Origin of the sequence: Flavobacterium sp. (assembly GCF_017744675.1) — a bacterium.
Taxonomy (GTDB): Bacteria; Bacteroidota; Bacteroidia; order Flavobacteriales; family Flavobacteriaceae; genus Flavobacterium.
In genome coordinates this window covers 449,335-471,508 of record NZ_JAGIAV010000002.1, presented here as the reverse complement: position 1 = coordinate 471,508, position 22,174 = coordinate 449,335, and the positions used below count along the sequence as shown (strand labels likewise).

The 22,174-nt window shown below is 34.8% G+C and carries 16 protein-coding genes; 8 read left to right on the top strand and 8 right to left on the bottom strand.

Features of this window, described 5'->3' with window-relative positions:
• The first annotated feature begins 98 nt into the window (after window positions 1–98).
• The 8 genes from nagA (at window position 99) to J7574_RS07415 (ending at window position 8,451) form a co-directional block, all read left to right on the top strand.
• The gene (gene nagA / locus J7574_RS07450; protein ID WP_290966462.1) at window positions 99–1,220 is read left to right on the top strand and encodes an N-acetylglucosamine-6-phosphate deacetylase; all 1,122 of its coding nucleotides are present in this window, start codon (window positions 99–101) and stop codon (window positions 1,218–1,220) included.
• Window positions 1,221–1,375: 155 nt separating this feature from the next.
• On the top strand, window positions 1,376–2,590 hold the full coding sequence (locus tag J7574_RS07445; RefSeq protein WP_290966459.1) for a hypothetical protein: 1,215 nt from the start codon (window positions 1,376–1,378) through the stop codon (window positions 2,588–2,590).
• A 14-nt stretch (window positions 2,591–2,604) separates the two neighbouring features.
• The gene (locus J7574_RS07440; protein ID WP_290966457.1) at window positions 2,605–3,609 is read left to right on the top strand and encodes a hypothetical protein; all 1,005 of its coding nucleotides are present in this window, start codon (window positions 2,605–2,607) and stop codon (window positions 3,607–3,609) included.
• Window positions 3,610–4,047: 438 nt separating this feature from the next.
• Window positions 4,048–5,079 carry a methionine ABC transporter ATP-binding protein MetN gene (metN, locus tag J7574_RS07435; protein WP_290966454.1) on the top strand — a complete coding sequence of 344 codons (1,032 nt, stop codon included), beginning with the start codon at window positions 4,048–4,050 and terminating at the stop codon, window positions 5,077–5,079.
• The gene (locus tag J7574_RS07430) at window positions 5,072–5,725 is read left to right on the top strand and encodes a methionine ABC transporter permease MetI (RefSeq protein ID WP_290966453.1); all 654 of its coding nucleotides are present in this window, start codon (window positions 5,072–5,074) and stop codon (window positions 5,723–5,725) included. The genes metN and J7574_RS07430 overlap by 8 nt, the downstream gene beginning before the upstream one ends.
• A gap of 74 nt (window positions 5,726–5,799) precedes the next feature.
• On the top strand, window positions 5,800–6,612 hold the full coding sequence (metQ, locus tag J7574_RS07425) for a methionine ABC transporter substrate-binding lipoprotein MetQ (protein WP_290966451.1): 813 nt from the start codon (window positions 5,800–5,802) through the stop codon (window positions 6,610–6,612).
• Between the two features lie 254 nt (window positions 6,613–6,866).
• A complete protein-coding gene (locus tag J7574_RS07420) occupies window positions 6,867–7,466 on the top strand; it encodes a murein L,D-transpeptidase catalytic domain-containing protein (protein ID WP_290966448.1) in 600 nt (199 codons plus the stop codon).
• A gap of 205 nt (window positions 7,467–7,671) precedes the next feature.
• Window positions 7,672–8,451: a Ku protein gene (locus tag J7574_RS07415; protein WP_290966445.1), complete on the top strand. Its 780-nt coding sequence runs from the start codon at window positions 7,672–7,674 to the stop codon at window positions 8,449–8,451.
• Here the strand turns inward: J7574_RS07415 and ligD are convergent.
• The 8 genes from ligD to J7574_RS07375 all read right to left on the bottom strand — a co-directional run bounded on the left by ligD (window position 8,448) and on the right by J7574_RS07375 (window position 22,065).
• Entirely contained in the window at window positions 8,448–11,009 is a 2,562-nt protein-coding gene (gene ligD / locus J7574_RS07410; protein WP_290966442.1) for a DNA ligase D, read from the bottom strand. The genes J7574_RS07415 and ligD overlap by 4 nt on opposite strands.
• Window positions 10,996–11,472 carry a hypothetical protein gene (locus J7574_RS07405; RefSeq protein ID WP_290966441.1) on the bottom strand — a complete coding sequence of 159 codons (477 nt, stop codon included), beginning with the start codon at window positions 11,470–11,472 and terminating at the stop codon, window positions 10,996–10,998. The genes ligD and J7574_RS07405 overlap by 14 nt, the downstream gene beginning before the upstream one ends.
• Before the next feature lie 233 nt (window positions 11,473–11,705).
• Window positions 11,706–13,196 carry a PLP-dependent aminotransferase family protein gene (locus tag J7574_RS07400; protein ID WP_290966438.1) on the bottom strand — a complete coding sequence of 497 codons (1,491 nt, stop codon included), beginning with the start codon at window positions 13,194–13,196 and terminating at the stop codon, window positions 11,706–11,708.
• A 417-nt stretch (window positions 13,197–13,613) separates the two neighbouring features.
• Entirely contained in the window at window positions 13,614–14,885 is a 1,272-nt protein-coding gene (locus J7574_RS07395; protein ID WP_290966435.1) for a DUF5009 domain-containing protein, read from the bottom strand.
• Between the two features lie 104 nt (window positions 14,886–14,989).
• Entirely contained in the window at window positions 14,990–17,983 is a 2,994-nt protein-coding gene (locus J7574_RS07390) for a glycoside hydrolase family 3 N-terminal domain-containing protein (protein ID WP_290966432.1), read from the bottom strand.
• A 72-nt stretch (window positions 17,984–18,055) separates the two neighbouring features.
• Window positions 18,056–19,564: a sodium:solute symporter gene (locus J7574_RS07385; RefSeq protein WP_290966431.1), complete on the bottom strand. Its 1,509-nt coding sequence runs from the start codon at window positions 19,562–19,564 to the stop codon at window positions 18,056–18,058.
• 166 nt (window positions 19,565–19,730) lie between these two features.
• Window positions 19,731–20,558 carry an N-acetylmuramic acid 6-phosphate etherase gene (murQ, locus tag J7574_RS07380; RefSeq protein WP_290966429.1) on the bottom strand — a complete coding sequence of 276 codons (828 nt, stop codon included), beginning with the start codon at window positions 20,556–20,558 and terminating at the stop codon, window positions 19,731–19,733.
• A gap of 304 nt (window positions 20,559–20,862) precedes the next feature.
• Window positions 20,863–22,065 (bottom strand): DUF1343 domain-containing protein, encoded by a 1,203-nt coding sequence (locus J7574_RS07375; RefSeq protein WP_290966427.1) that lies wholly within the window; start codon window positions 22,063–22,065, stop codon window positions 20,863–20,865.
• Window positions 22,066–22,174: the final 109 nt, after the last annotated feature.

Here is a 22,174-nt window from a genome sequence, read left to right as displayed (position 1 = left end):
TTAAATTCAAGAAAGCTTCAGATATTTTCTGAGGCTTTTTTTATTTAGGAATTAGTTCAAACTTCGTTACATTTGGAACAAAGAAATTAATCAAAAACATGAAGCGAGCGATTGTCAATGCTGTTGTGCATACAGGTGAAGAAATAATAGAAAATGGAGTTGTAATTGTAGAAAACGGAACTATTATTTCGGTTCAGACAGAAACTCCAAACGATATTGAGACAATCGACTTAAAAGGAAAGCACCTTGCAGCAGGATTCATCGATATTCAGATTAATGGCGGAGAAAAGTACTATTTCAGCCAAACTCCAAATGAAGAAACCATTCAGGATATTTATGATGCAAGCATGCAATACGGCACAACGCATGTTTTGCCTTGTTTGATTTCTTCTTCTCGAGAAACCATCCTCAAAGGAATTGAAGCTGTTCGTGAATATAGGATAAAGCACCAAAATGGCGTAATCGGAATGCATTTGGAAGGACCATTTTTGAATCCGCAGAGACGTGGAGCACACAGTATCGATCAGGTTCGAAAACCGACTAACGAAGAACTTCAAGAAATTATCAGCAAAGGAAAAGACGTTATAAAAGTCATTACCATAGCTCCAGAATGCTTTACCGAAGAACAATTGCAAATGCTTATCGAGAGTGGCATTACAATCTCAATCGGACATTCGACTATAACGCATAAAGAAGCTCAAGCTTATTTCTCTAAAGGAATAAATCTGGTTACGCATTTGTTTAATGCAATGACACAATTCGGACATCGCGAACCCGGTTTGGTAGGAGCCGTTTTTGAAAATGAAGAAGTTTATGCACCAGTCATTTTGGACGGCGTACATTGCGATTATGCGGCAGCTAAAATTGCATACAAACTAAAGCAGGATAAGTTTTTCTTAATTAGCGACGCTACCTTTTTGGGACGAAAAGTAGCCAATTTTAGATGGGATAAATTTGATGCTCATTTAGTAGATGGTTTCTATAGAAATGAAGACGGAAATCTGGCAGGCGCAACAATTTCAATGGCAGAAGCGGTACAAAATGCTTACAACCATCTTAATATTTCGGCAGATGAAGCGATAAAAATGGCCACTGCAAGAGTAGCATCGGCAATTGGAATGCAAGATAAAGTTGGGAAAATAAAATCTGGTTTCCCAGCAAGTTTTGTTCAATTTGAAGCTGATTTATCTACGATTACAACTTTAGATTTAACGAAATAGCTACTTTATATCTAACTTTTAAGTATACTAAATATTTATAAAAGCTTACTTTTAATATATTTCGTGTTCTTATTTTTCTTGCAATTGACTTGTTTATACCAAGCATATTTATAGTTTTGTAGGATATTTTAACCCCAAACCTACTTTACTTACTGATGAGAAAAAACACTCACTTATTTATGCTTGTCCTATTGGCAAGTATTATTTTCGGCTGTAGTGACGATGGCGATTCATACAAGCCTAATTACCTGCCAAGCATAGACGCTTCAGCTTTACCTGCAGAAAACAAACCAATGACCATGTTTGCAGATGACGAAAGTCCTTCAAAAATGTACGACAAAGCAGATCGTTGGTTTAGAGTAAACGAACCGTTTCAGATTATTCAAAAAGGAAAAGATTCTGTACAAGTTTCGCTTTATTCTCCAGTTGGACTGACAAATGTAAAAGTGTATGCAAAACTGCCTAATTACGATAAGAAATTTTTAATCTTTAGTTTTTCAAAAGTTCCTGCTTTTCACCGTTCGTTTCATAAAATCCCTCTGACGGAGCAGAAAAACGATTATTTATCAGAAACAGGAAATACCGTAACCATTGATAAAATCGAAGGGTTTTCATCTGGTGCCATTCAGTTTTCTGTCGAGTCTGATGATCCTTTGTTTCAGAAATTCAAAAAAATCAAATCAAATCATTTGGTGCAGTTTCATGATGGCTACCACATTAATGAATATGGAAAATTTCTTCCTATGAATCCAGCTTTGGCAAAAGAAGCGATTACGATGATTATCAATTATTCTTATGCTTTAAGCCATCCGTTATATTACAGCACTTTTACCAATTTTGATAAGTACAAACAAGAACAAGCGGCTGCAGCAGGAACAGCAATAAACGGCGCATTGAACTGGCACGGAAATGCAGATGATGTCGATGGCGTTTACGATTATTATTCTAAAGAAGAAATCGAAAAAATATACTGGAATTATCTAGATAAAAGAACCGTTTGGATGGCAATGGTAGGAGGAGATTCTGCTTGGGGCGGAGGAAATCTGGCATCGCAATGGGAATCGGGTTATGTAACTGGGCATTGGGTAGGAGATATGTCGGTTTGGTCGCATGAATATTCGCATCATATTGGTTTCAGCCACAGTAGTAATTTAGCAAACAGCGGAGAAGGCGGAGGCCAACAAGGAATGCTTACCGATTTTTATAAATACTTGATTTACTTAAATGATCTTCCGTTTTTAGATCCGGATATTTTAAAAACGTATGCTAAAACAGCGTACGTAACGGGAACTTATAAAAAACCAGTATTTAAAATCGATCCTAAAAATCCATTTTTAGTTAAATATAAAGGCGAAGGAAAATGGAACTAAAAAAAATAGCATACATGAAACATATACTGCCCCTAATTTTAGCACTCTGTCTGTTTACAAATTGCAGCAAAGACGAAGCGTCATCTAAAGACTATACCTATTACTATCCAACAGATGAAGCTGCTATTACAAACGAAAATATTCCAGGAAGCACAGAAGCATTTGATCCAAAAGGAATCGCGATTTCAAAAGAGAAATTGTATGTAATTAACGGAAATGTGCTTGAGATTTTTGATGCGCTCACGTTAGCACACATTAAAACTATAAAAGAATATACAAAAGGAAGCACAACCATTCCGCTAACAAGTTTGACATCGGTTTCTGTTGATAACGGCCGAATTTATGTAGGAAGCACAGAATCGAGATTGTTTGTTTTTGATGAAACGACCAATGCCGGAATCAGTACGGTTGGAAATGGACAGTGGTGGCAAACTTTTGTACACGTTTTTGGCGTTGTAGCAAAAGACGGATTGGTGTTTGTAAAAGAAAAAGAGAAGAACATAAAGGTGCTTGATGCGACTCAAATTACAGAAACAAGCGATTGGAATTTAAAGCCAATTGCCAAATTGAACACTTTAAACGGATTTACAGAAGTGTATTCAATGGATGTTTCTGATGGAAATCTAGTTGTGGCAGGAAGAGATGCGAAAAGCTATTTGTATTATAATATTGCCAATATTAAAGCCAATGCGGCAACTTCGCTAACAACTCCTATAGAACCGCAAAAAGTTCAGTTTGTAGATATTAAACCAATTGCGATATCTTTTAGTAAAGATTGGGCAGTTACTTCAGAAAATGTGGGAAGTACTTCTTATTTAAAGTTGTATTCTAAATCGGAATTCAATAAAATGAACTACAACACTGTTTTAAGCGTTTCTGATATTTTAGGACAAAACCCATTCGGAACTATTGTTGCTACAGCACAGCTTGACGATCGTATTTTCTTGTCGGACAATACCAATAAAAAGATCAGAGTAATAAAACTGAACAAGTCTACAATTGCAGAACAAAATAATTAAGTTTTAAAATTCCAATATTAAAATTCCAAATTCCAATCCCGAAACCTCGGACAATTGGAATTTGGATTTTTTTTTGAAAGGAAATTTTAAGAATATAGAATATAGATCGGAGAATATAAATTTTAGAATTTAGATTTTAGAATTTGGGATTTAGAATTTGGGACTTAGAATTTGGGATTTCAAAAAGTCTATTATTTTGATAGGGAAATAAAAGTTTTAACAAATTATATGCTAAAATTGAAAAGAACTATTTAAATTTGCAATCGCTATGAAGAAAGAGAACCAGAAAATGAATAATTATTATCGCTACAGTATGATGTGCTGTGTAGCTGTTATGGCATTTATTGATCTGGCTTAATATATAAAATGATAAAATTTATTTCGGAAAAGCCTTTCAACCCATTTATGAAGGGCTTTTTGTGTTTTAAAACCTAAAAAATGATTGAATTAAAAAATGTAACCAAGACTTTTCATCAGAAAGACAAAATTGTTTCGGCATTGTCTGATGTCTCGCTGAGAGTTCCTGAGGGGAAAATTTTTGGTGTAATTGGAACTTCTGGAGCAGGAAAAAGTACGCTCATCCGTTGTGTCAATTTGTTAGAAAGGCCAACTTCTGGCGAAATTATAGTAGGTGGTAAAGCCTTAATGCAATTATCAAACGCAGAATTGGCAATTGAAAGAAGACAGATCGGAATGATTTTTCAGCACTTTAATCTGCTTTCTTCAAGAACCGTTTTTGAAAATGTGGCTTTTCCGTTAGAATTATCTGGAATTTCAAAAAGCGAAATCAAAACGCGTGTTTTAGAATTATTGCAATTGGTAGGTTTGGCCGAAAAAGCAAACGATTATCCTGCCAGCCTTTCGGGCGGACAAAAACAAAGAGTAGCCATTGCGAGAACTTTGGCTAATAATCCGAAAGTGCTTTTGTCTGACGAAGCTACCAGCGCGCTGGATCCTGCAACGACGAGATCAATTTTAAATTTGCTGAAAGACATTAACAAGCGTCTGAATATTACAGTTCTATTGATTACGCACCAAATGGAAGTGGTAAAATCTATTTGTGATGAAGTTGCGGTTATCAGTCATGGAAAATTAATCGAACAAGGAAGTGTTGGCGAAATTTTCGCCGATCCGAAACATGAATTGACAAAAGAGTTCATCGCTTCGTCTTTACATATCGATATTCCAGAAGTGTATCAAGAGAAATTGCAAAAAGAAGATAACGGAAGTTTAAACCCACTGTTGAAATTGGAAATGACAGGAAAATCGGTTAACGAACCAGTGATTTCAGAAGTTTCAAGACTCTTTGATACCGATTTTAAAATTGTAAGCGCACAAATGGATCAGGCGGGCGAAGTAAATTTTGGCGTGATGCTGATTGAACTTTCGGGTAAACGTGAAAACTACGATGCTGCCATTCAATATTTTAATTCAAAACACATTAAAACAGAAATTTTAGGTTATGTCTGATTCTCTTATAGATTTATTGCTAAAAGGCACATGGGAAACCATTGTTATGACTTTTGTATCGGGCTTTTTTGGTTTTTTATTAGGACTTCCAACAGGAATTTTGCTTTTCCTGACTCGTAAAAATCAGATTCTAGAACAGCCTGTTTTAAATAGAACATTATCTATTGTAGTAAATGTTTTTCGTTCTATTCCATTCATTATTTTAATCGTTTGGATGATTCCGTTTACACGTGCTATCGTTGGAACTTCAATTGGTGTAAGCGCGGCTTTAGTTCCGCTAAGTATTGGTGCGGCGCCGTTTATTGCCCGTTTGGTAGAAAACAGCTTGCTAAGCCTTCCGTCAGGATTAATCGAAGCAGCGAGAGCACTAGGAGCAACACCTTTTCAAATCGTTTACAAAGTATTGCTGCCAGAAGCATTGCCTTCTTTAATTAATGCAGCTGCGATTACTTTAATCACGCTTGTAGGATATTCTGCAATGGGCGGAGCTGTTGGAGCAGGCGGTTTAGGACAAGTAGGTTATCAATACGGATATATAGGTTACGATGCCGTAATAATGAATTCGGTTTTGGCCTTATTGGTTATTTTGGTATTTGTAATTCAGTTTGCGGGAGATAGATTATCAAAACGATTCGATCATAGGTAATTTAGTCAAAAGTCAAAAGTCGAAAGTGAAAAGTGAAAAGTGAAAATTTAGAAATTAAAAAATATACAATTATTATGAAAAGAAATATTCTAAAAGTTGTTGGAGTCTTAGCTTTAGCGCTTGTTTTATCAAATTGCGGAAATAAAAAAAATAACGACCCTCATTTTATAAAAGTGGGAGTGGCTTCTGGACCAGAATTAAAAGTGGCTGAAGCGGCTAAAAAAGTAGCCAAAGAAAAATACGGATTGGAAGTAGAATTGGTTTCTTTCAACGATTACGTGATTCCAAACGAAGCTTTAAGCCAAGGTGATATCGATGCCAATGCTTTTCAGCATAAGCCATATTTAGACGAACAGTCAAAACAAAGAGGCTATAAATTGGCTATTATCGGGAATACGTTTGTTTACCCAATTGCAGCATATTCTAAAAAAATTAAAAGCCTTTCTGAATTGAAAAACGAAAGCACGATTATTATTCCAAATGATCCAACAAACGGAGGACGCTCGTTATTGCTTTTACAGAAAAACGGACTTTTAAAATTAAAAGATGGCGTTGGTTTATTGCCAAAAGTAACAGACATTGTGGGCAATCCTAAAAATTTAAAAATTTTAGAATTAGAAGCGCCTCAATTGCCTCGTGCTTTAGACGACCAAAATGTTTCTATCGCGATTATCAACAATACTTTTGCATCTGCTGCAGGATTAATTCCGTCTCGGGATGCTTTGTTTATTGAAGATAAAGAATCTCCTTATGTGAATTTGGTTGTAAGCCGTGAAGACAATAAAAACGAAGAAAAAGTAAAACAGTTTTTAAAAGCCTTCCAATCTCCAGAAGTTGAAAAAGCTGCTGAACAGGAATTTAAAGGCGGAGCAGTAAAAGGATGGTAAATAATTATGAGTTATGAGTTATGAGTTATAAGTTATAAGTTATAAGTTATAAGTTATGAGTTATAAGTTATGAGTTATAAGTTATGAGTTTAACTTGAAACTTGAAACCTGAAACAACAAAAAGACAGACGAAAAATCGTCTGTCTTTTTTTTATATATAAAAGTCTTATTGTGTTGTTTTTCAGTCTTGTATGGACGATTTGTTTTTTTTAGTCGAGCTAATTTTGCGCCGTTAATTTTTAAGAACAATTATTATGAAGCTCTTTAGTTTGACTTTATTTTTATGTATTGGTTTTTGGGGAACTCCAAAGGAAAGCAATACAGAAATACCACCAGTAAGTCCAGAAATGGAGCGTTTTAGCGTACAGCTTGAAGCGATAAAAGCCACTATTGCAAAAAACAATGCTTACAATGCTAAAATTGCTTTCTTCGTAGATATGAAAATCAAGTCGGGGAAAAATAGATTTTTTATTTATGATCTCGAAAATAATAAAATTATCGAAGAAGGTCTTGTTGCCAACGGTTCAGGATCGGAAACAACGGTACGTGGGGAGTTAAAATTTAGCAACGAACCCAATTCAAAATGCACTTCTTTGGGGCAGTATGCCATCGGTAAAGCGTATCGTGGAATGTTTGGCAAATCGTACAGGCTTCTGGGATTAAATGAATCGAATAGCAATGCAGAAAAAAGAGCAATTGTACTGCATCCATACTCAGCGGTGCCAGAAGAAGAACAAGATTATTACATATACAACAGCCAAGGATGCCCAATGGTAAGCGAAGCTTTTTTTAAGAAATTGGAAAAAATTATTGACAGCTCCAAATCAAAAATAGTATTGAGCATTTATTATTAATTTTCAATTGTAAAATGTTATATGTGAGATGTGAGATGTAAAATATTTATTGGGAAAGCTTTTTACATCTCACATTTTACATTTCCACATTTTACATCTCCACATTTCACATAAAGAGAGAATTTTATAAAACAAATGTTTGATTTTGTAAGGTTTACGTTTTTAAGTTGGAGTAAATTTAGTATTCAATTTAAAAACAGAAACAATGAGATCAATTTGGACAGGTTCGGTAAGTTTCGGATTAATTAATATTCCGATAAAAATGTTTTCGGCGGTGCAAGAAAGCAGTTTGGATATGGATATGCTCGACGCGAAAGATCATGCCAACATTAAGTTTAAGCGTGTGAATGAAGATACAGGCAAAGAAGTTGATTTTGCGAATATCGTAAAAGGTTATAAACTCGATGATAAATACGTTATTCTAGAAGATTCAGATTTTGAAGCTGCCGATGCCATTAAAACCAAGACTATTGACATTGAAAGTTTTGCTTTCGAAAAAGAAATTCAAAGTATTTATTACGAACAGCCGTATTATCTCGAACCAGATAAAGGCGCAATGAATGCCTACGGACTGCTTCGCGATGCGCTTGAAGCTTCAGGAAAAGTTGGCGTTACGAGATTCGTTTTGCGAAATAAAGAAAGTCTAGCTATTTTAAAACCCTACAAAAATGTCATTGTTTTAAACCGAATTCGTTTTGAACAAGAAATTCGAAGTACAGAAGAATTAAAGCTTCCGCCAATGTCCAAAAAAGCCACAAAAGAAATGGACATGGCCGAAAAACTAATTGATCAGCTGACAGAGAAATTTGATATTTCGGGTTTCAAAGACGAATATACCGCTAAGCTTTTGGACATCATTAAAAAGAAAGCCAAAGGAAAACTTCAAAAAACGGCTCCAAAAATGAAAGTGGTGCACAAACAAAGCGACGATTTAATGTCTATGCTAAAAGCCAGTTTAGAAACCAAAAAGAAAAAATCTTCTTAATCATTTTGGTTGGCTTCCAGTTTATGAATAATCTTTTTAATATTCGCTCCTTTTGATAAAACAGGTTTCCATAAATCGCCTTTTTTCTCAAAACGGCTTAATACATTTTTGATGGTAAATTGCGACGGATGCAATTTCTCATTTACCTCACTCCATTCTAAAGGTGTAGAAACAGTTGCACCAGGTTTTGGACGCACCGAATAAGGCGCTGCCAAAGTTTGTCCGCGGCGGTTTTGCAAAAAGTCAATATACAATTTACTATTTCTCTTTTTGATGCTTCTATCAACTGTGGTAATATCTGGAATTCTAGATTGCACTTCTTTTGCAATTAATTCTCCAAGAATTTTAATCGAATCATAATCGTATTGCGCGCCAAGCGGAATATAAATATGAAGTCCAGAAGCGCCTGAAGTTTTACACAAACATTCGGTTTCCAATTCGTCTAAAACTTCTTTTACGACCAAAGCCGTTTGAACAACCTGTTTAAAATCGTCTTTTGCAGGATCTAAATCAATAACCAGCCAGTCTGGATTTTGAATATGTTTTACAGTCGAATTCCATGGGTTCATTTCAATACAGCCCAAATTGGCCATGTAAAGAAGCGTTTCTTTGTTATTGCAAATGAGATAATCTATATCAGCATTATTAGATTCTGAGAAGATTTTCTTGGTTTTAAGCCATTTCGGAATTTTATCTACATCTACATCTTTCTGATAAAAGCTTGGAGAGTCAATTCCGTTCGGGAAACGATTCATCGATTCTGGACGATCTTTAAGGTACGGAAGAATCAATTCTGCAATTTCATCATAATAATGAATAATGTCACCTTTTGTGATTTTATCTTTTGGAAAATAAATCTTATTCTGATTGGTAAGATGCAAAACGGTTTTTCCGACTTTCATGTCAAAATCATTCTCTGTTTGAATCTGAGTTTTATTTTTTGTAGCTGTCATTTCTTCTGAGTTTAGTTGTGCTGTAGCATCGTTTTTAAATGATAAAAGAACTTCTTCCGCTTTTTTGTCTATTCGGATTCCGAGATAAACGGGGTGTCTTAAATGCTGGTCTTGTGTCCATTCTGAAAATTTAACCTGGCAAACCACTTTTGGTTTTACCCACTGAATTTTATCCCGAATCGGAATTTTTTCGTCAAGCGGAGATTTAGCAATAAAAAGGGGTTCTAGTTTGGTATACAAATCTTTCAGCGTACTTTCTGTAAAGCCTGTACCGCATTTGCCAATGTATTGAAGCTGCTCGCCGTCGTATTGTCCTAGCAAAAGCGCGCCAAAATACTTTCTAGAGTTTCGAGGTTCTGTAATTCCGATTATGATGACTTCTTCTTCGTTTGCCGTTTTTATTTTGAGCCAGTTGGTGCTTCTTCGATTGATAGTATAAGTGCTTTCAGCTTTTTTGGCAATAATGCCTTCCGTTTTGTTTTTAACCGCTTTTTCAAATTGTTTAATTCCGTCGCCGATGGTATGTTCAGAATACAAAACATTCGAAAACGGATATTTGTTAAAGAGAATTTTAAGCAGTTCTTTTCTTTCCAGTAAAAACAATTCGGTAATGAGATTTCCGTCTAAATTCAATAAATCAAAAACATAATATTTTAGATTCCCGATTCCGGTTTTCATATAGTTTTGGAGCAGCTGAAAATCGGCTCTTTCAGCATCATTTTCTACCACAATTTCGCCATCCAAAACTACCGTGTGATCAATTTGTTTTAGCTCTTCGGCAATCGGTTTGAAATTAGAATTAAAAGAAATTTCGTTTCGGCTGAATAAATCAACTTGCTGTGCATTGATAACGGCAATGGTTCTGTAGCCGTCGTATTTGTTTTCGAAAATCCATTTATCATCATCAAAAGGTTTTTCGCTCACACTGGCAAGCATTGGTTTTAAGAATCTAGCTATTTCAACTTTTGGATTGGACTTTTTTTTTACTGTTTTTTTCTCGGCTGGCTTTTCTTCTGTTTTAGAAGTCAGTTTTTTAGATTTCTCTTCCAATTGCTCCAAACTTCTTTTAGAAATAACCGATTTATTTTTTTCTAATATATCTTCAGCAGAAGCATATTTGTCGTCTTTTTTGATAAGAAGCCAAGCGTTTTCTTGTTTTCCGTGAAGTTTTACTAACGAAAATTCTCCTTTTAGTTTTTTGCCTTTTAAAACAAAGCTTAAACGTCCTTTTGCAAGATCACTTAGTAATTGCTTTTCATCAGAATCCGTTTTTTCATCAGACGTATACGTTCCGTTATCCCAAACAATCACATTTCCTGCGCCATAATTTCCTTCTGGAATTGTACCTTCAAAATCTTTATAACTGTACGGATGATCTTCGACCATCATGGCCAAACGTTTTACTTCTGGATCCATCGACGGACCTTTTGGCACTGCCCAACTCTTTAAAACGCCGCCCATTTCTAGCCTAAAATCATAATGAAGATGCGAGGCAGCATGTTTCTGCACTACAAAAATCAGTTCGCTTGCCGATTTTCCTACCTTTCCTTTCGGTTCTCGAGTTTGTTTAAAATCTCTTTTTTCGTTGTATTTAGAAAGTGACATAAGCTTTAGATATTAAGATTAGTGTAATGTAATAGAATGCAGTTGCCACAATAGCAAAAATAATATGGGCAAAGAACAGCTGGATATAATAACCTCTAAAGTCAATTGGGGGTTGATGATGCGTTATTTTAAATAAAAACACCCAGCCTAAAATACCAATTAGTCCGCTTATTGCTCCAAATAGTAGCGCCGTCAGCGGTGAGATCGATACTATATCTTTTACCCATACTATGTGATAGCCTATAACAAATAGGAGTCCTATAATATAATGTATCAGCCAAGCCCAAATTTTTTGAGATCTTTTGGAAAGCGTGATATCTAATTTCTTTACAACGTAAGTTAAAAGTACAGGTTCTTTGTACAACTCCCTGAAAGTTTCCGACATCGCGTAACTAAACCAGGTCATAGCCGAAGTAGCAGCAAACGATACTAAAAGCAATTGTACAATAGTATATAAAATCATAGCCAGCCTTTTTGAAATTAAACTTATTACTCAAAGTTAATTTCAGAATAGCTTTTTTACTTATACGATTAGAATTGGTAATTATATAATTATCAGTATGATAATTTCTTTATAATGATAATCTTAATCAGACATAGACTAAGGTTTAAACCTTAGAAACGCAATATTGATTTCTTCCGCATGTCTCCCAAGGTTGAAACCTTGGGCTATGTTTCTATGTGTTTAAAAAAAAATCATCTATTAAGAATGATCTCTAAACTTTCACTCAACATAGAAACTGCTTTTTCCATTTCTTCTTTTTCTAAATGGCCAAATCCTAAGCGGGTTGCAGTAATATTTTTGGTTTGATATAAAATGGTTTTCGGCAGAAACAAACCTCGATTGGCACATTCCTTTTGAAATTGTATCAAATTAAAATGATCCAGCCATTCGACCCAAATCGCCAATCCTCGAGGCGGAACTTTAAATATGATTTTACCTTTTAGTTTTTCGTTCAAAAGAAAAACAAAATCATCGCGGCGTTCTTTATAGATTTTTTTGTTTTTTTTAGAGAGACGGTGCACTTCGCCTTCCGTAATCCATTCCGTTAAAACTTGTTCTTTGAGAACATCAATTCTAGGTTCGAGAATGTTCTGGTGTTTTTCGAGTTCTTTAATAAATTCTGCAGGAGCGGCGACAAAACCATAACTGAATCCAGACGGGAGCGATCTTCCAAAAGAACCAATATAAACCACTTTCTGATAAGAATCAAATGCTGCTAAAGGCAAAACTGGATTGTTGTCGTAATGAAAATCAAAATCGTAATCGTCTTCTAGAATCACAAATCCGTATTGATTGGCTAGCTCCAAAACCTCGATTCTTTTTTTCGCGCTAAGCGAAATCGTGGTTGGATAATGATAATTGGAGGTTAAGTATAAAACGCGAATTTTGGTTGTTTCGCAGATTTCTTTTAGTCTTTTAGTATCAATTCCGTCTTCATTTACAGGAATAGAAATAATCTGCGCCCCAGTATTCGTTAGCGTCATATTCGACATATAATAACCTGGTGAAGCGACAACGACTTTATCATTTGGAGAAATCAATATTTTGGTAACCAAATACAAAGCAATTTCGTGACTGCTGGTGGTAAGCAGATTTGAAGTTGAAATACGAATTCCGCGAGTAAGATTGAGATAATTAGAAAAATGAGTTTTAAAATTCGAATGCGAACGCAATGCTATCTGTTCGTAGGTTGTAGATGTTTTTCTGCGTTTTAATTTGGAAACATACAATCTCGCCAAAACATCGGTTTGCACCAATCGTAAATCGGGCATTCCGTCATTAAACTGATGCGGAAGATTGCTGCTTTCTATTGGACTTTCAAGAATGGTCGAACGTTGAAAACTAAATCCAATATTTTCTTCCGCTAAATTTTGTTCTTTCGAAATCGTAAATTCAGCTTTGTTTTTTTGTTTTTGCTGGGATAAAATAAACGTTCCTTTGTTCGGTAGCGTTTCTATCCAGCCTTGCGATTCAAGATCTTGAAAAGCTTTGATTAAAGTATTTCGGTTAACAGAGAGCACTTTGCACAAAATTCTAGTACCAGGAAGTTTGGTGCCTTCAGGAAGAAAGCCTGTTTGTATGGCTTTGATAAACTCGAAAACAAGCTGCAGGTAAATGGCAGTGCTTTCTTCAGGTTTAAGCTGAATAAAGCTTTTAAAAGGAATTTCAACCGGACTATCCATAATTCAAATCTGATGCTTTTGATTAGTACGGCAAGATACTGCTTTTCTCAAAATTTTTAGAAAAAAGAAAAGCAGCTCTATTTTATACAAGCATCAGAAATTATAACTAACAAACAATTACGTTAGTCCGGCTGAAATTATTTTTTATTTAAATGAAAGAAATGATGTTGCACCTAATTGGTTATTTCTCAATTAAAAGAGCCATCGGCTCGGAAATATTGTAGAGCCGGATTTTAATCCGGTTGAAGATTGATACGCAGAAAAAAAGAACCGTAGGTTCGGCATATATAAATTTCAATATGAATCGTTCCTACGGAACTTCCAAAAAAATGCGTCAACTTTAATTCAACGGATTAAAATCCGTTGCTACAATATAAAAACCATTCCTAACGGAATTTTTATTTTGATAAATTGTAATTACACTTTAAAAATCAATTTCTTTTTGTAGAAAATCCATAAAATGAGAGACCAGAAAACGGCATAAGACAAAGCATAAGCCAATGAAGCATTCAACGGATTTTCGAAACAAGGCACAATTCCATGATTATAAATATATGCCTGAAGTCCGATTTCTTCTCCGGCAGTTTCGGGATCAGCTACTTTTATCGAACTTAAAATTCTCGGAATTACTCCAGAAAAGAAAAACACGATCATTGGATTTACACCCCAAATCAAGAATAATTTTGTCCATTTTTTATAGCCTTTAATATCGATTATATAATACAAAAGCGTTAAACAAATTGTAGCAATTCCAGCGGTGTATAAAACATAAGAACTGGTCCAAAGCGATTTGTTGATCGGGAAGAAGATGTTCCAAATTAAACCGCCAATTACTAAAACAATGCCTGCAATAGCGGTTTTTTTTACGATTTCGATTTTATCAACGTTTAAGTTTAAAAGCTGCCCGATGTACATTCCTAAAATTCCAGTTCCGATGGCTGGCAATGTGCTCAAGATTCCTTCTGGATCCCAAGTTTTAGAAGATGCCCATAAATGCCCATTTAGAAGCGTATTGTCTGCCCAAGCCGCGAGATTAGTTCCTTTATCGAAATTAGCAGGTCCAAATCCAGGAACGGGAACAAACGCCATTAAAAGCCAGTATCCGATCAAAAGTGTGGCTAAAACTAAAAGTTGCGTTTTTAAATTGGATTTTAAATACAAAATTGAGGTAAAGAAATACACAATGGCAATTCGCTGTAAAACGCCTGGAATTCGGGTATCTTCAAAATGCTCTAATCCGCTGAAGGATAAAGAAATTAGTGTGATAAAGATTCCAATGGCAAGAATAGTTTTCACTTTCATTGAAAAGTTTCCTAAAAGGGCATAAGCGACCGCAAAAGCAATAAGCAATCTTACTCCTAACAACGGAATTCCTTCTAAACCAAATAGATAAATTCTGCTGAAGACGCTTAAAAATAATCCTAAACAGAAAATTCGAAGCGAACGTACTAAGATTTTATTGAAAACACTTCCGTCAAAATGTTTTACAGGCATTGCAAACGGAATTGCAGTTCCCATTATAAAAACAAAAAACGGGAAAACTAGATCAGTAGGCGTGCAACCATGCCATTCGGCGTGTTCTAGGGGCGGATAAATAGAAGACCAGCTTCCCGGATTATTTACAATCGTCATTAAGAAAATGGTAAATCCTCTAAAGACATCGAGTGAAGTTAAACGTTCTTTTGTCATGGGGTTTTATAGTTTATGGTTGATAGTTTATGGTTGATGGTTTTGAATTTATAGTTTTTGGTTTATAGTTTATGGTTTGGAATTTGGAATTTAAAATTTGGAATTTATTTGATAATTGCATCTTGAATGATCTGTTGGATTTCTTCTCTGATTTTTCCTTTGGCTAATTTATTTTCGTCATTAACCACCTCTGGATAAGTTCTGTTAGAAAGGAAAACATAGACAATTTCGGTTTCTGGATCTGCCCAAGCCATGTTTCCTGTAAAACCGGTGTGACCGAAACTTGCTTCTGAAACGCAATCGCAAGTTGGTCCACCTTTGTGGACTCTTTTGTCAAATCCTAAACCTCTCAGAACACCTTGATTTTTGTAATAGCAAGTATTAAAAGCATCAAAAGTTTCTGGAGAGAAATATTGAATGCCGCCATAATTTCCTTTTTGCAAAAACAGTTGCATCATTTTGGCCACATCCATACTGTTTGAAAAAATTCCTGCGTGACCAGCTATTCCGCCTTCCATTGCGGCCGCCATATCATGTACATAACCTTGAATAACTTGGTGTCTGAAATAATTATCGATTTCAGTTGGAGCAATACTGCTTTTATCAAATCGCTCTAACGGATTGTAAAGCGTATTGGTCATTCCTAAAGTGCTGTAGAAGTTTTCTTTGCTTAAATCTTCTAATTTTTTATGCGTTTTTCTTTCCAAATATTCTTTTAAAATGATAAAAGTAAAGTCACTGTATTTGTATTCTTTTTTTGGAGATACGGGACTTTCGGCAATGATTTTCATAATTGTATCGTGATAATCATTTCGGATGTAAAGGTTCTCAGCCACTTTTGTTGTAAAATCAGGACCTGCTACTTTACTATAATATTTTTCAGAAGGCTGATTGTTGCTGTCTAAAGTTGCTTTATAAAACGGAATCCAAGCTTGAAGTCCAGCATAATGGTTTAGTAAATCTTTGAAAGTGATGTTTTCTTTGTTTGTTTTGGCAAAAAAAGGCAACATATCTTTTAGCTTGGTGTCCAATTCTACTTTATTTTTATCGTACAATTGCATCACATTTGGCAGTGTCGAAATCATTTTAGAAATCGAAGCGACATCGTACAAATCTGTATTGGCCACTTTTTTTCCGTTATCGTAAGTCTGTGCTCCGTAGGATTTCTGAAAAATGACATTTCCTTTTCTCGCAACCAAAACCTGCATTCCTGGCGCCATTTTTCCATCAATTGCTTTTTGTGCTACAGCATCTATTTTAGATAAAATGGCGGGATTCATATTGACATTTTCTGGAGCTGTAAAAGCCAAACGATTCAGTTTTTCTGTCGTTAAACCGTCATTGACATGAAAAGCATCATTAATCGAAACAGGCAATTTTCCTTTGGCATCAATAGCTCCAAAAAGCAATTCTGCCGATACGACTTGGCTAATATCTGAGTTTTGATACGAAACGACCAATCCTTCAATATCATCAAAATCTTTGATTGACAATAGCGAATATGGTTTCGCAAAAATGTCTAAAATGACTTTGTTGTGTTTTGCAATTTCTTTCAGCCAAAGCATTTCTTGTAGCGTGAACTCTTGTTTTTCCCAAGCTTTATTTACTTTGTGATAGCTGATAATAACTTTGTCAAATTTTTTCAATTCCTTGTTCAAACTGTCAAGATTGACATCTCTAACTTCTGTTATATTCGTATATTTTTTTAAGGTAGAAACAAAAGTGCTATTAGTGTCTTCACCCAATTTGATGTAGGCAATTTTTTCACTTAAATCTTTTATCGGAAGAATTTCTTTTTCGTTTTTTAAAACCGTAATCGCGTTTTCATACAATTTATAATGCAAAGCATCATTTTGTGTCGGATTCAAATCTTCAACCAAATTATTTATATCAATTGGTTTGTATTTATTAAGTCCCGCTTTGTATTTGAAGTGTAATATTTTTTTAACCGAATGTGCTAAACGTTCTTCTGTAATTATATTTTCATTATAAGCGGCTTCAAGTTTTTGACAAGCTACAGGCACATTATCTGGACAAAGTAAAATGTCGTTTCCTGCTAAAATCACGGCGATTTCTAGATCTCCAGGACCTTTAAAATTTGCTGCGCCTTTCATAGCTAAGCCATCAGTGAAAATCAATCCGTTGAAGCCTAGTTCTTTTTGAAGCAAATTCGTAACAACGTTATAAGAAGCTGAAGACGGACAGTTTGGCTGTGATTCTAAACTCGGAATATTAAGATGTGCGACCATTACAGAAGCCAAACCTTCGTCGAACAATTTTTTGTATGGATATAGTTCGACTAACTCAAGACGTTCTTTTGAAAAATTAACGGTAGGCAAGGCGTGATGCGAATCGGTTGAGGTGTCGCCGTGTCCAGGAAAGTGTTTTCCGGTGCAGAACACACCGTTTCCTTGAATTCCTTTCATTAAAGCCAAAGCTTTTTCTGTTACATTGACTTTATCTTCTCCAAAAGAGCGGTTTCCGATAATTGGATTCTTCGGATTGGTATTAATATCCAAAACAGGAGCAAAGTTAAAATGAACACCGATTCTTTTGTTTTCGGCTGCCATATTTCTTCCTACTTTTTCAATCAAATTTAAATCTTGAATCGCTCCCAAAGTCATGTTCCAAGGATAGCGATAAGTAGAATCTAAACGCATGGCTAATCCCCATTCGGCATCGATTCCGATCATTAAAGGCACTTTTGCTTTTGACTGATATAAATTGGTCAATTTCGCCTGACGAACTGGTCCGCCTTGAAAGAAAATGACGTTTCCGATTTTGTAATCTGTAATAAGCTTGCTGATCTGATTAACGTGCACCGAATCTTTATTCGAGTAAGCCGAAACCATAAACAATTGGCCGATTTTTTCCTGAACCGTCATTTTGTTGTAAATGCTGTCAACCCAAGCTGTTTCTTGATCAGAATCTTTAAAGAAAGTTTTTTTCTCAGTACTGTTTTTTTGAACGTAAGTAACAGTGTCTTTCAAAGGAATATCCTTATTGGTATCGGTTACGCTGTTTTTTTTAGTGGCGCAATTGGTAATTAAAAATATAAAAGAGGCGTATAAACTAATTTTTATGAATGAATTTTTCATGTGATTTTTTTTAAAATCAATTTAAACTTAACGCATTAAACCCAAATTGATTAATCCATATTAATAAGCCGATTAGAAGCTTATAGTGTCGCTCGTTTTAGAGCTTGTGATATATAATCCTAAATAAGTTATTAATCCGTTTAATACAATTAATTCGTTATCAAAAACATATCCTGCAAATAATAGTTTCGAATTTTCATTAATTAAATAAGTGAAAAATGGAGACAATAAACAGATGATAGGCACCAGTTTGTCGTTTACATGTCTTGATTTTTGGAACAATCCAAAAGCGTATAATCCTAATAACGGTCCGTAAGTATAAGAAGCTACTTTGAAGATCATTCCGACAACAGAACTATCGTTTATAGCATTAAAAATTAGGATGATAAAAAATACTAAAACAGAAAAACTGATATGCACTAAATGTCTAATTTTTACGGTGTTTTTCTTATGGCTGTTTTCTGCTTTGTCCATTCCTAAAAAGTCAACGCAAAAAGAAGTGGTCAAAGCGGTTAAAGCCGAATCTGTCGTAGCAAAAGTTGCCGCAATAATTCCTAGTAAAAATACAATGGCAGGAACAAGCGCTAAGTGGTTCAGAGCAATTTCGGGGAATAGCAAATCGGTTCTTGGTTTTCCTGTCACTAAATCGGTCGGAATTGCGATCCCGTTTTTGTTAGCGTAGATATATAACAAAGCTCCAACACTCAAAAAGAAAATATTGATTACCACAAATATTCCTGTAAAAGTGAACATGTTTTTTTGTGCTTCGCCAATGTTTTTACAGCTCAAGTTTTTTTGCATTAAATCCTGATCTAGACCCGTCATGGCAATGGTTACAAACATTCCGCCCAGAATTTGTTTTACAAAATGGAATTTACTTCCCATAAAATCATCAAAGAAAAAGATCTTAGAATAATTGCTGTTTTTTACTTCTTCGAATGCGCCAATGGCACTTAAATCCATTCGATCGCAAATGAAATAAATGGTTAAAAAGACAGAAGTGACCAAGAAGAACGTTTGCAAAGTATCCGTAATAATAATTGTTTTTAGTCCGCCTCTGTAGGTATAAGAGAAAATAAGCAAAAGCGAAATTAAAACGGTAAACGCAAACGGAATATGATAAAAATCGAATACAAATCGCTGTAAAACAATAACAACCAAATAAAGTCTAAAAGCCGAACTAATTGTTCTACTAATTAAGAAAATAGAAGCCGCCGTTTTATAGCTGAAAACGCCCATTCTGTGTTCGATATAACTATAAATCGAAGTCAGATTCATTCTATAATACAATGGCAACAATAATTTGGTAATGACAATAAAACCTAATGCATTACCCAAAACAAACTGAAAGTATTTGAATTGCTCTCCGCTGGCAGCACCAACTTCTCCTGGAACCGATATAAAAGTAACTCCAGAAAGTGCTGTTCCGATCATTCCAAAAGCAACTAAATACCATTTTGAATTTTTATTGGCAGTAAAAAAAGCTTCGTTCCCGCTGTCTTTCTTGCTCACGCGGTGCGAGATATAGAATAATGTTCCGAAATAAATTATAATTAATAGAAGAATGGTACTTGGTGTCATTTTATAATTTGGTAGTTTTTTGGTTTTTTATAAATAATTCACATCAAGATTTTTTAATTGACCTGACGGATTTTAATCTATCAGGTCGGTGTTAAAAACTCCAAAAAATGAATTTATTCAGCTTTTGAATTTGTATAAATCTATAAAAAGATTTTGATAGCGAGATTTATAATTTTTGGTTTTTACTGTGCGCCAGTAAAACAGCTCTAACGCTTTTATGTTTATGTAGCAATTCTTCTGCTTCGTCATGTTCGATTTCAAGTTCTTCAACGATCATTTTAATAGCGCGTTTTACCAACTTTTCGTTAGACAATTGCATATCAACCATTTTATTGCCTTTTACTTTTCCCAATTTGATCATTACCGAAGTAGAAATCATGTTCAAAGTAAGTTTTTGAGCCGTTCCAGCTTTCATTCTTGTGCTTCCGGTTAAGAATTCTGGCCCTACAATTAATTCGATAGGGTAATCGGCTTCTTGCGCAATAAGTCCGTTGCTGATGCAAGAAATACTTCCTGTTTTGATATTGTGTTCTTTTGCTTTTTTAAGAGCACCCAAAACATAAGGCGTGTTTCCAGAAGCGGCGATTCCGATAATCATATCCAAGCTTGAAATTTCAAATTTGGCTAAATCTTTCCATGCTTGCTCTGTATCGTCTTCTGCATTTTCAACTGCTTTTCTAATGGCTGTGTCTCCACCGGCAATAATTCCAATAATCATATCATGCGAAACGCCAAAAGTAGGCGGGCATTCTGATGCGTCTAAAATCCCGATTCGTCCAGAAGTTCCTGCTCCAATATAAAAAAGTCTTCCGCCCAATTGCATTTTTTTTACAATGGCCTTAACCAGTTTTTCTATTTTAGGAATCTGTTCTTCTATAATATGCGGAACTTTTTTGTCTTCTGTATTAATGTTGGTAAGAAGTTCTTTCACGCTCATTTGATCCAAGTCTTTGTACAAAGATTCTTGTTCAGTTTCAGGATTTTTATTTTTCATTTTTCTTTTTTTTTGATTTTTGAAACCAAAATTTTTCGACTTTCTGGTTTCGCTATTTTTACATTAATAGTTTGCTGTTTTTATCTAGAATAGAATTTAATTTTAAAACATAGAAACACAGGTTTTGATTTTTGTTTAAAAAGGTAACCAATCTTTAAAAAACAAACCAAAGAGAAATACATTCATGTACTTAGCAATATATATGTGTGTGTTTATGCTAATGAAACGCTTTTATTGTAAGTCTATCAAAGTCTATGTTTCTATTGTTTAAAAAATTAAGTCTAAGAGAATTGAATTAGAAATATTATTTATAAATCAGATATTTTGTTCGCATTTTTTTGAAAGCTTCAAGGTCTTTCTGCCATGTTTTCCTGATCTCACTTTCAGAAACGCCACTTTCAATTTGCTGTTGTAATTTTTTTGTTCCTGCGAGTTTGGTAAAAAATCCGTTGAAGAATTTAGTCTTATCACTCGTGTTTTGATAGGCTTTTATTAGCCATTTTAATTCTAGCTGTTTTAGTTTTGGATAAGCCGTTAAGTCTTCGCCAAAACATTCTTTTCCGTTGTATAATGGATCTTTTGCACCAAAGTTAGGTTTTGGAGTAAAGCTGAAAGAGGTGTTGGCTAAATACGGAGAACCATAAATTTGGAATTGTTTTTCGGTTCCGCGTCCCATGCTCACATTGGTTCCTTCAAAAAGGCATAAACTGGCGTATAAATTTATCGATTGATCGTTAGGCAGATTTGGAGAAGGTTTTACCAATAAACTATAAGGCATTGTTCTTTTATAATCTAGACAAGGAATTACAGTTAGTTTGCATTGAATACCGTCTTTCAGCCATTTTTCTCCATTTACCATTTGTGCATATTCACCAATTGTCATTCCGTGAAGGAGTGGAATAGGGTGCATACCGACAAAACTTGTAAATTCTTTTTCTAAAAGAGGTCCGTCTACAATAGAACCATTTGGATTTGGTCGGTCTAAAACAATAAGCGGAATATTATTCTCTGCACAGGCTTCCATTACATAATGTAAAGAAGAAATGTAAGTATAGAATCTCGCACCTACATCCTGAAGGTCAAAAATCATGACGTCTAGACTAGCTAACTGTGCTGGTTTTGGTTTTTTGTTGTCGCCATAAAGCGAAATGATGGGCAAACCGGTTTTTTGATCTTTTCCGTCAACAACATGTTCTCCTGCATCGGCTGTTCCTCTAAATCCGTGTTCTGGGGCAAAAATAGTCTGAACCGCAATTTTTTTCTCCAAAAGAAAATCAACCACATGAGTTTTGTTGGTTAAAATTCCAGTTTGGTTGGTTACAATTCCAACTTTTTTATTTTTTAAAAGCGGAAGGTATTTTTCGTAATTGTCGGCTCCGGTTTTTATTACAGCGTAATTGAAATCTGCGGAATGATTGACTTCAATTGATCGATTTTCTGCTGAATAGGTTGGGGCACAAAATAGAAATGCTGCAACAAAAGTACTTTTTGCTATAAATTTTATCATTTTAAATACAGTTATTAGTTAAAGACAATGGACTAATAAAATTAAGATTTTATCGGAGTATATGAATGTTTAAAGTAGATTGGGGAATCTAAAAACTAAGATGTAAAAG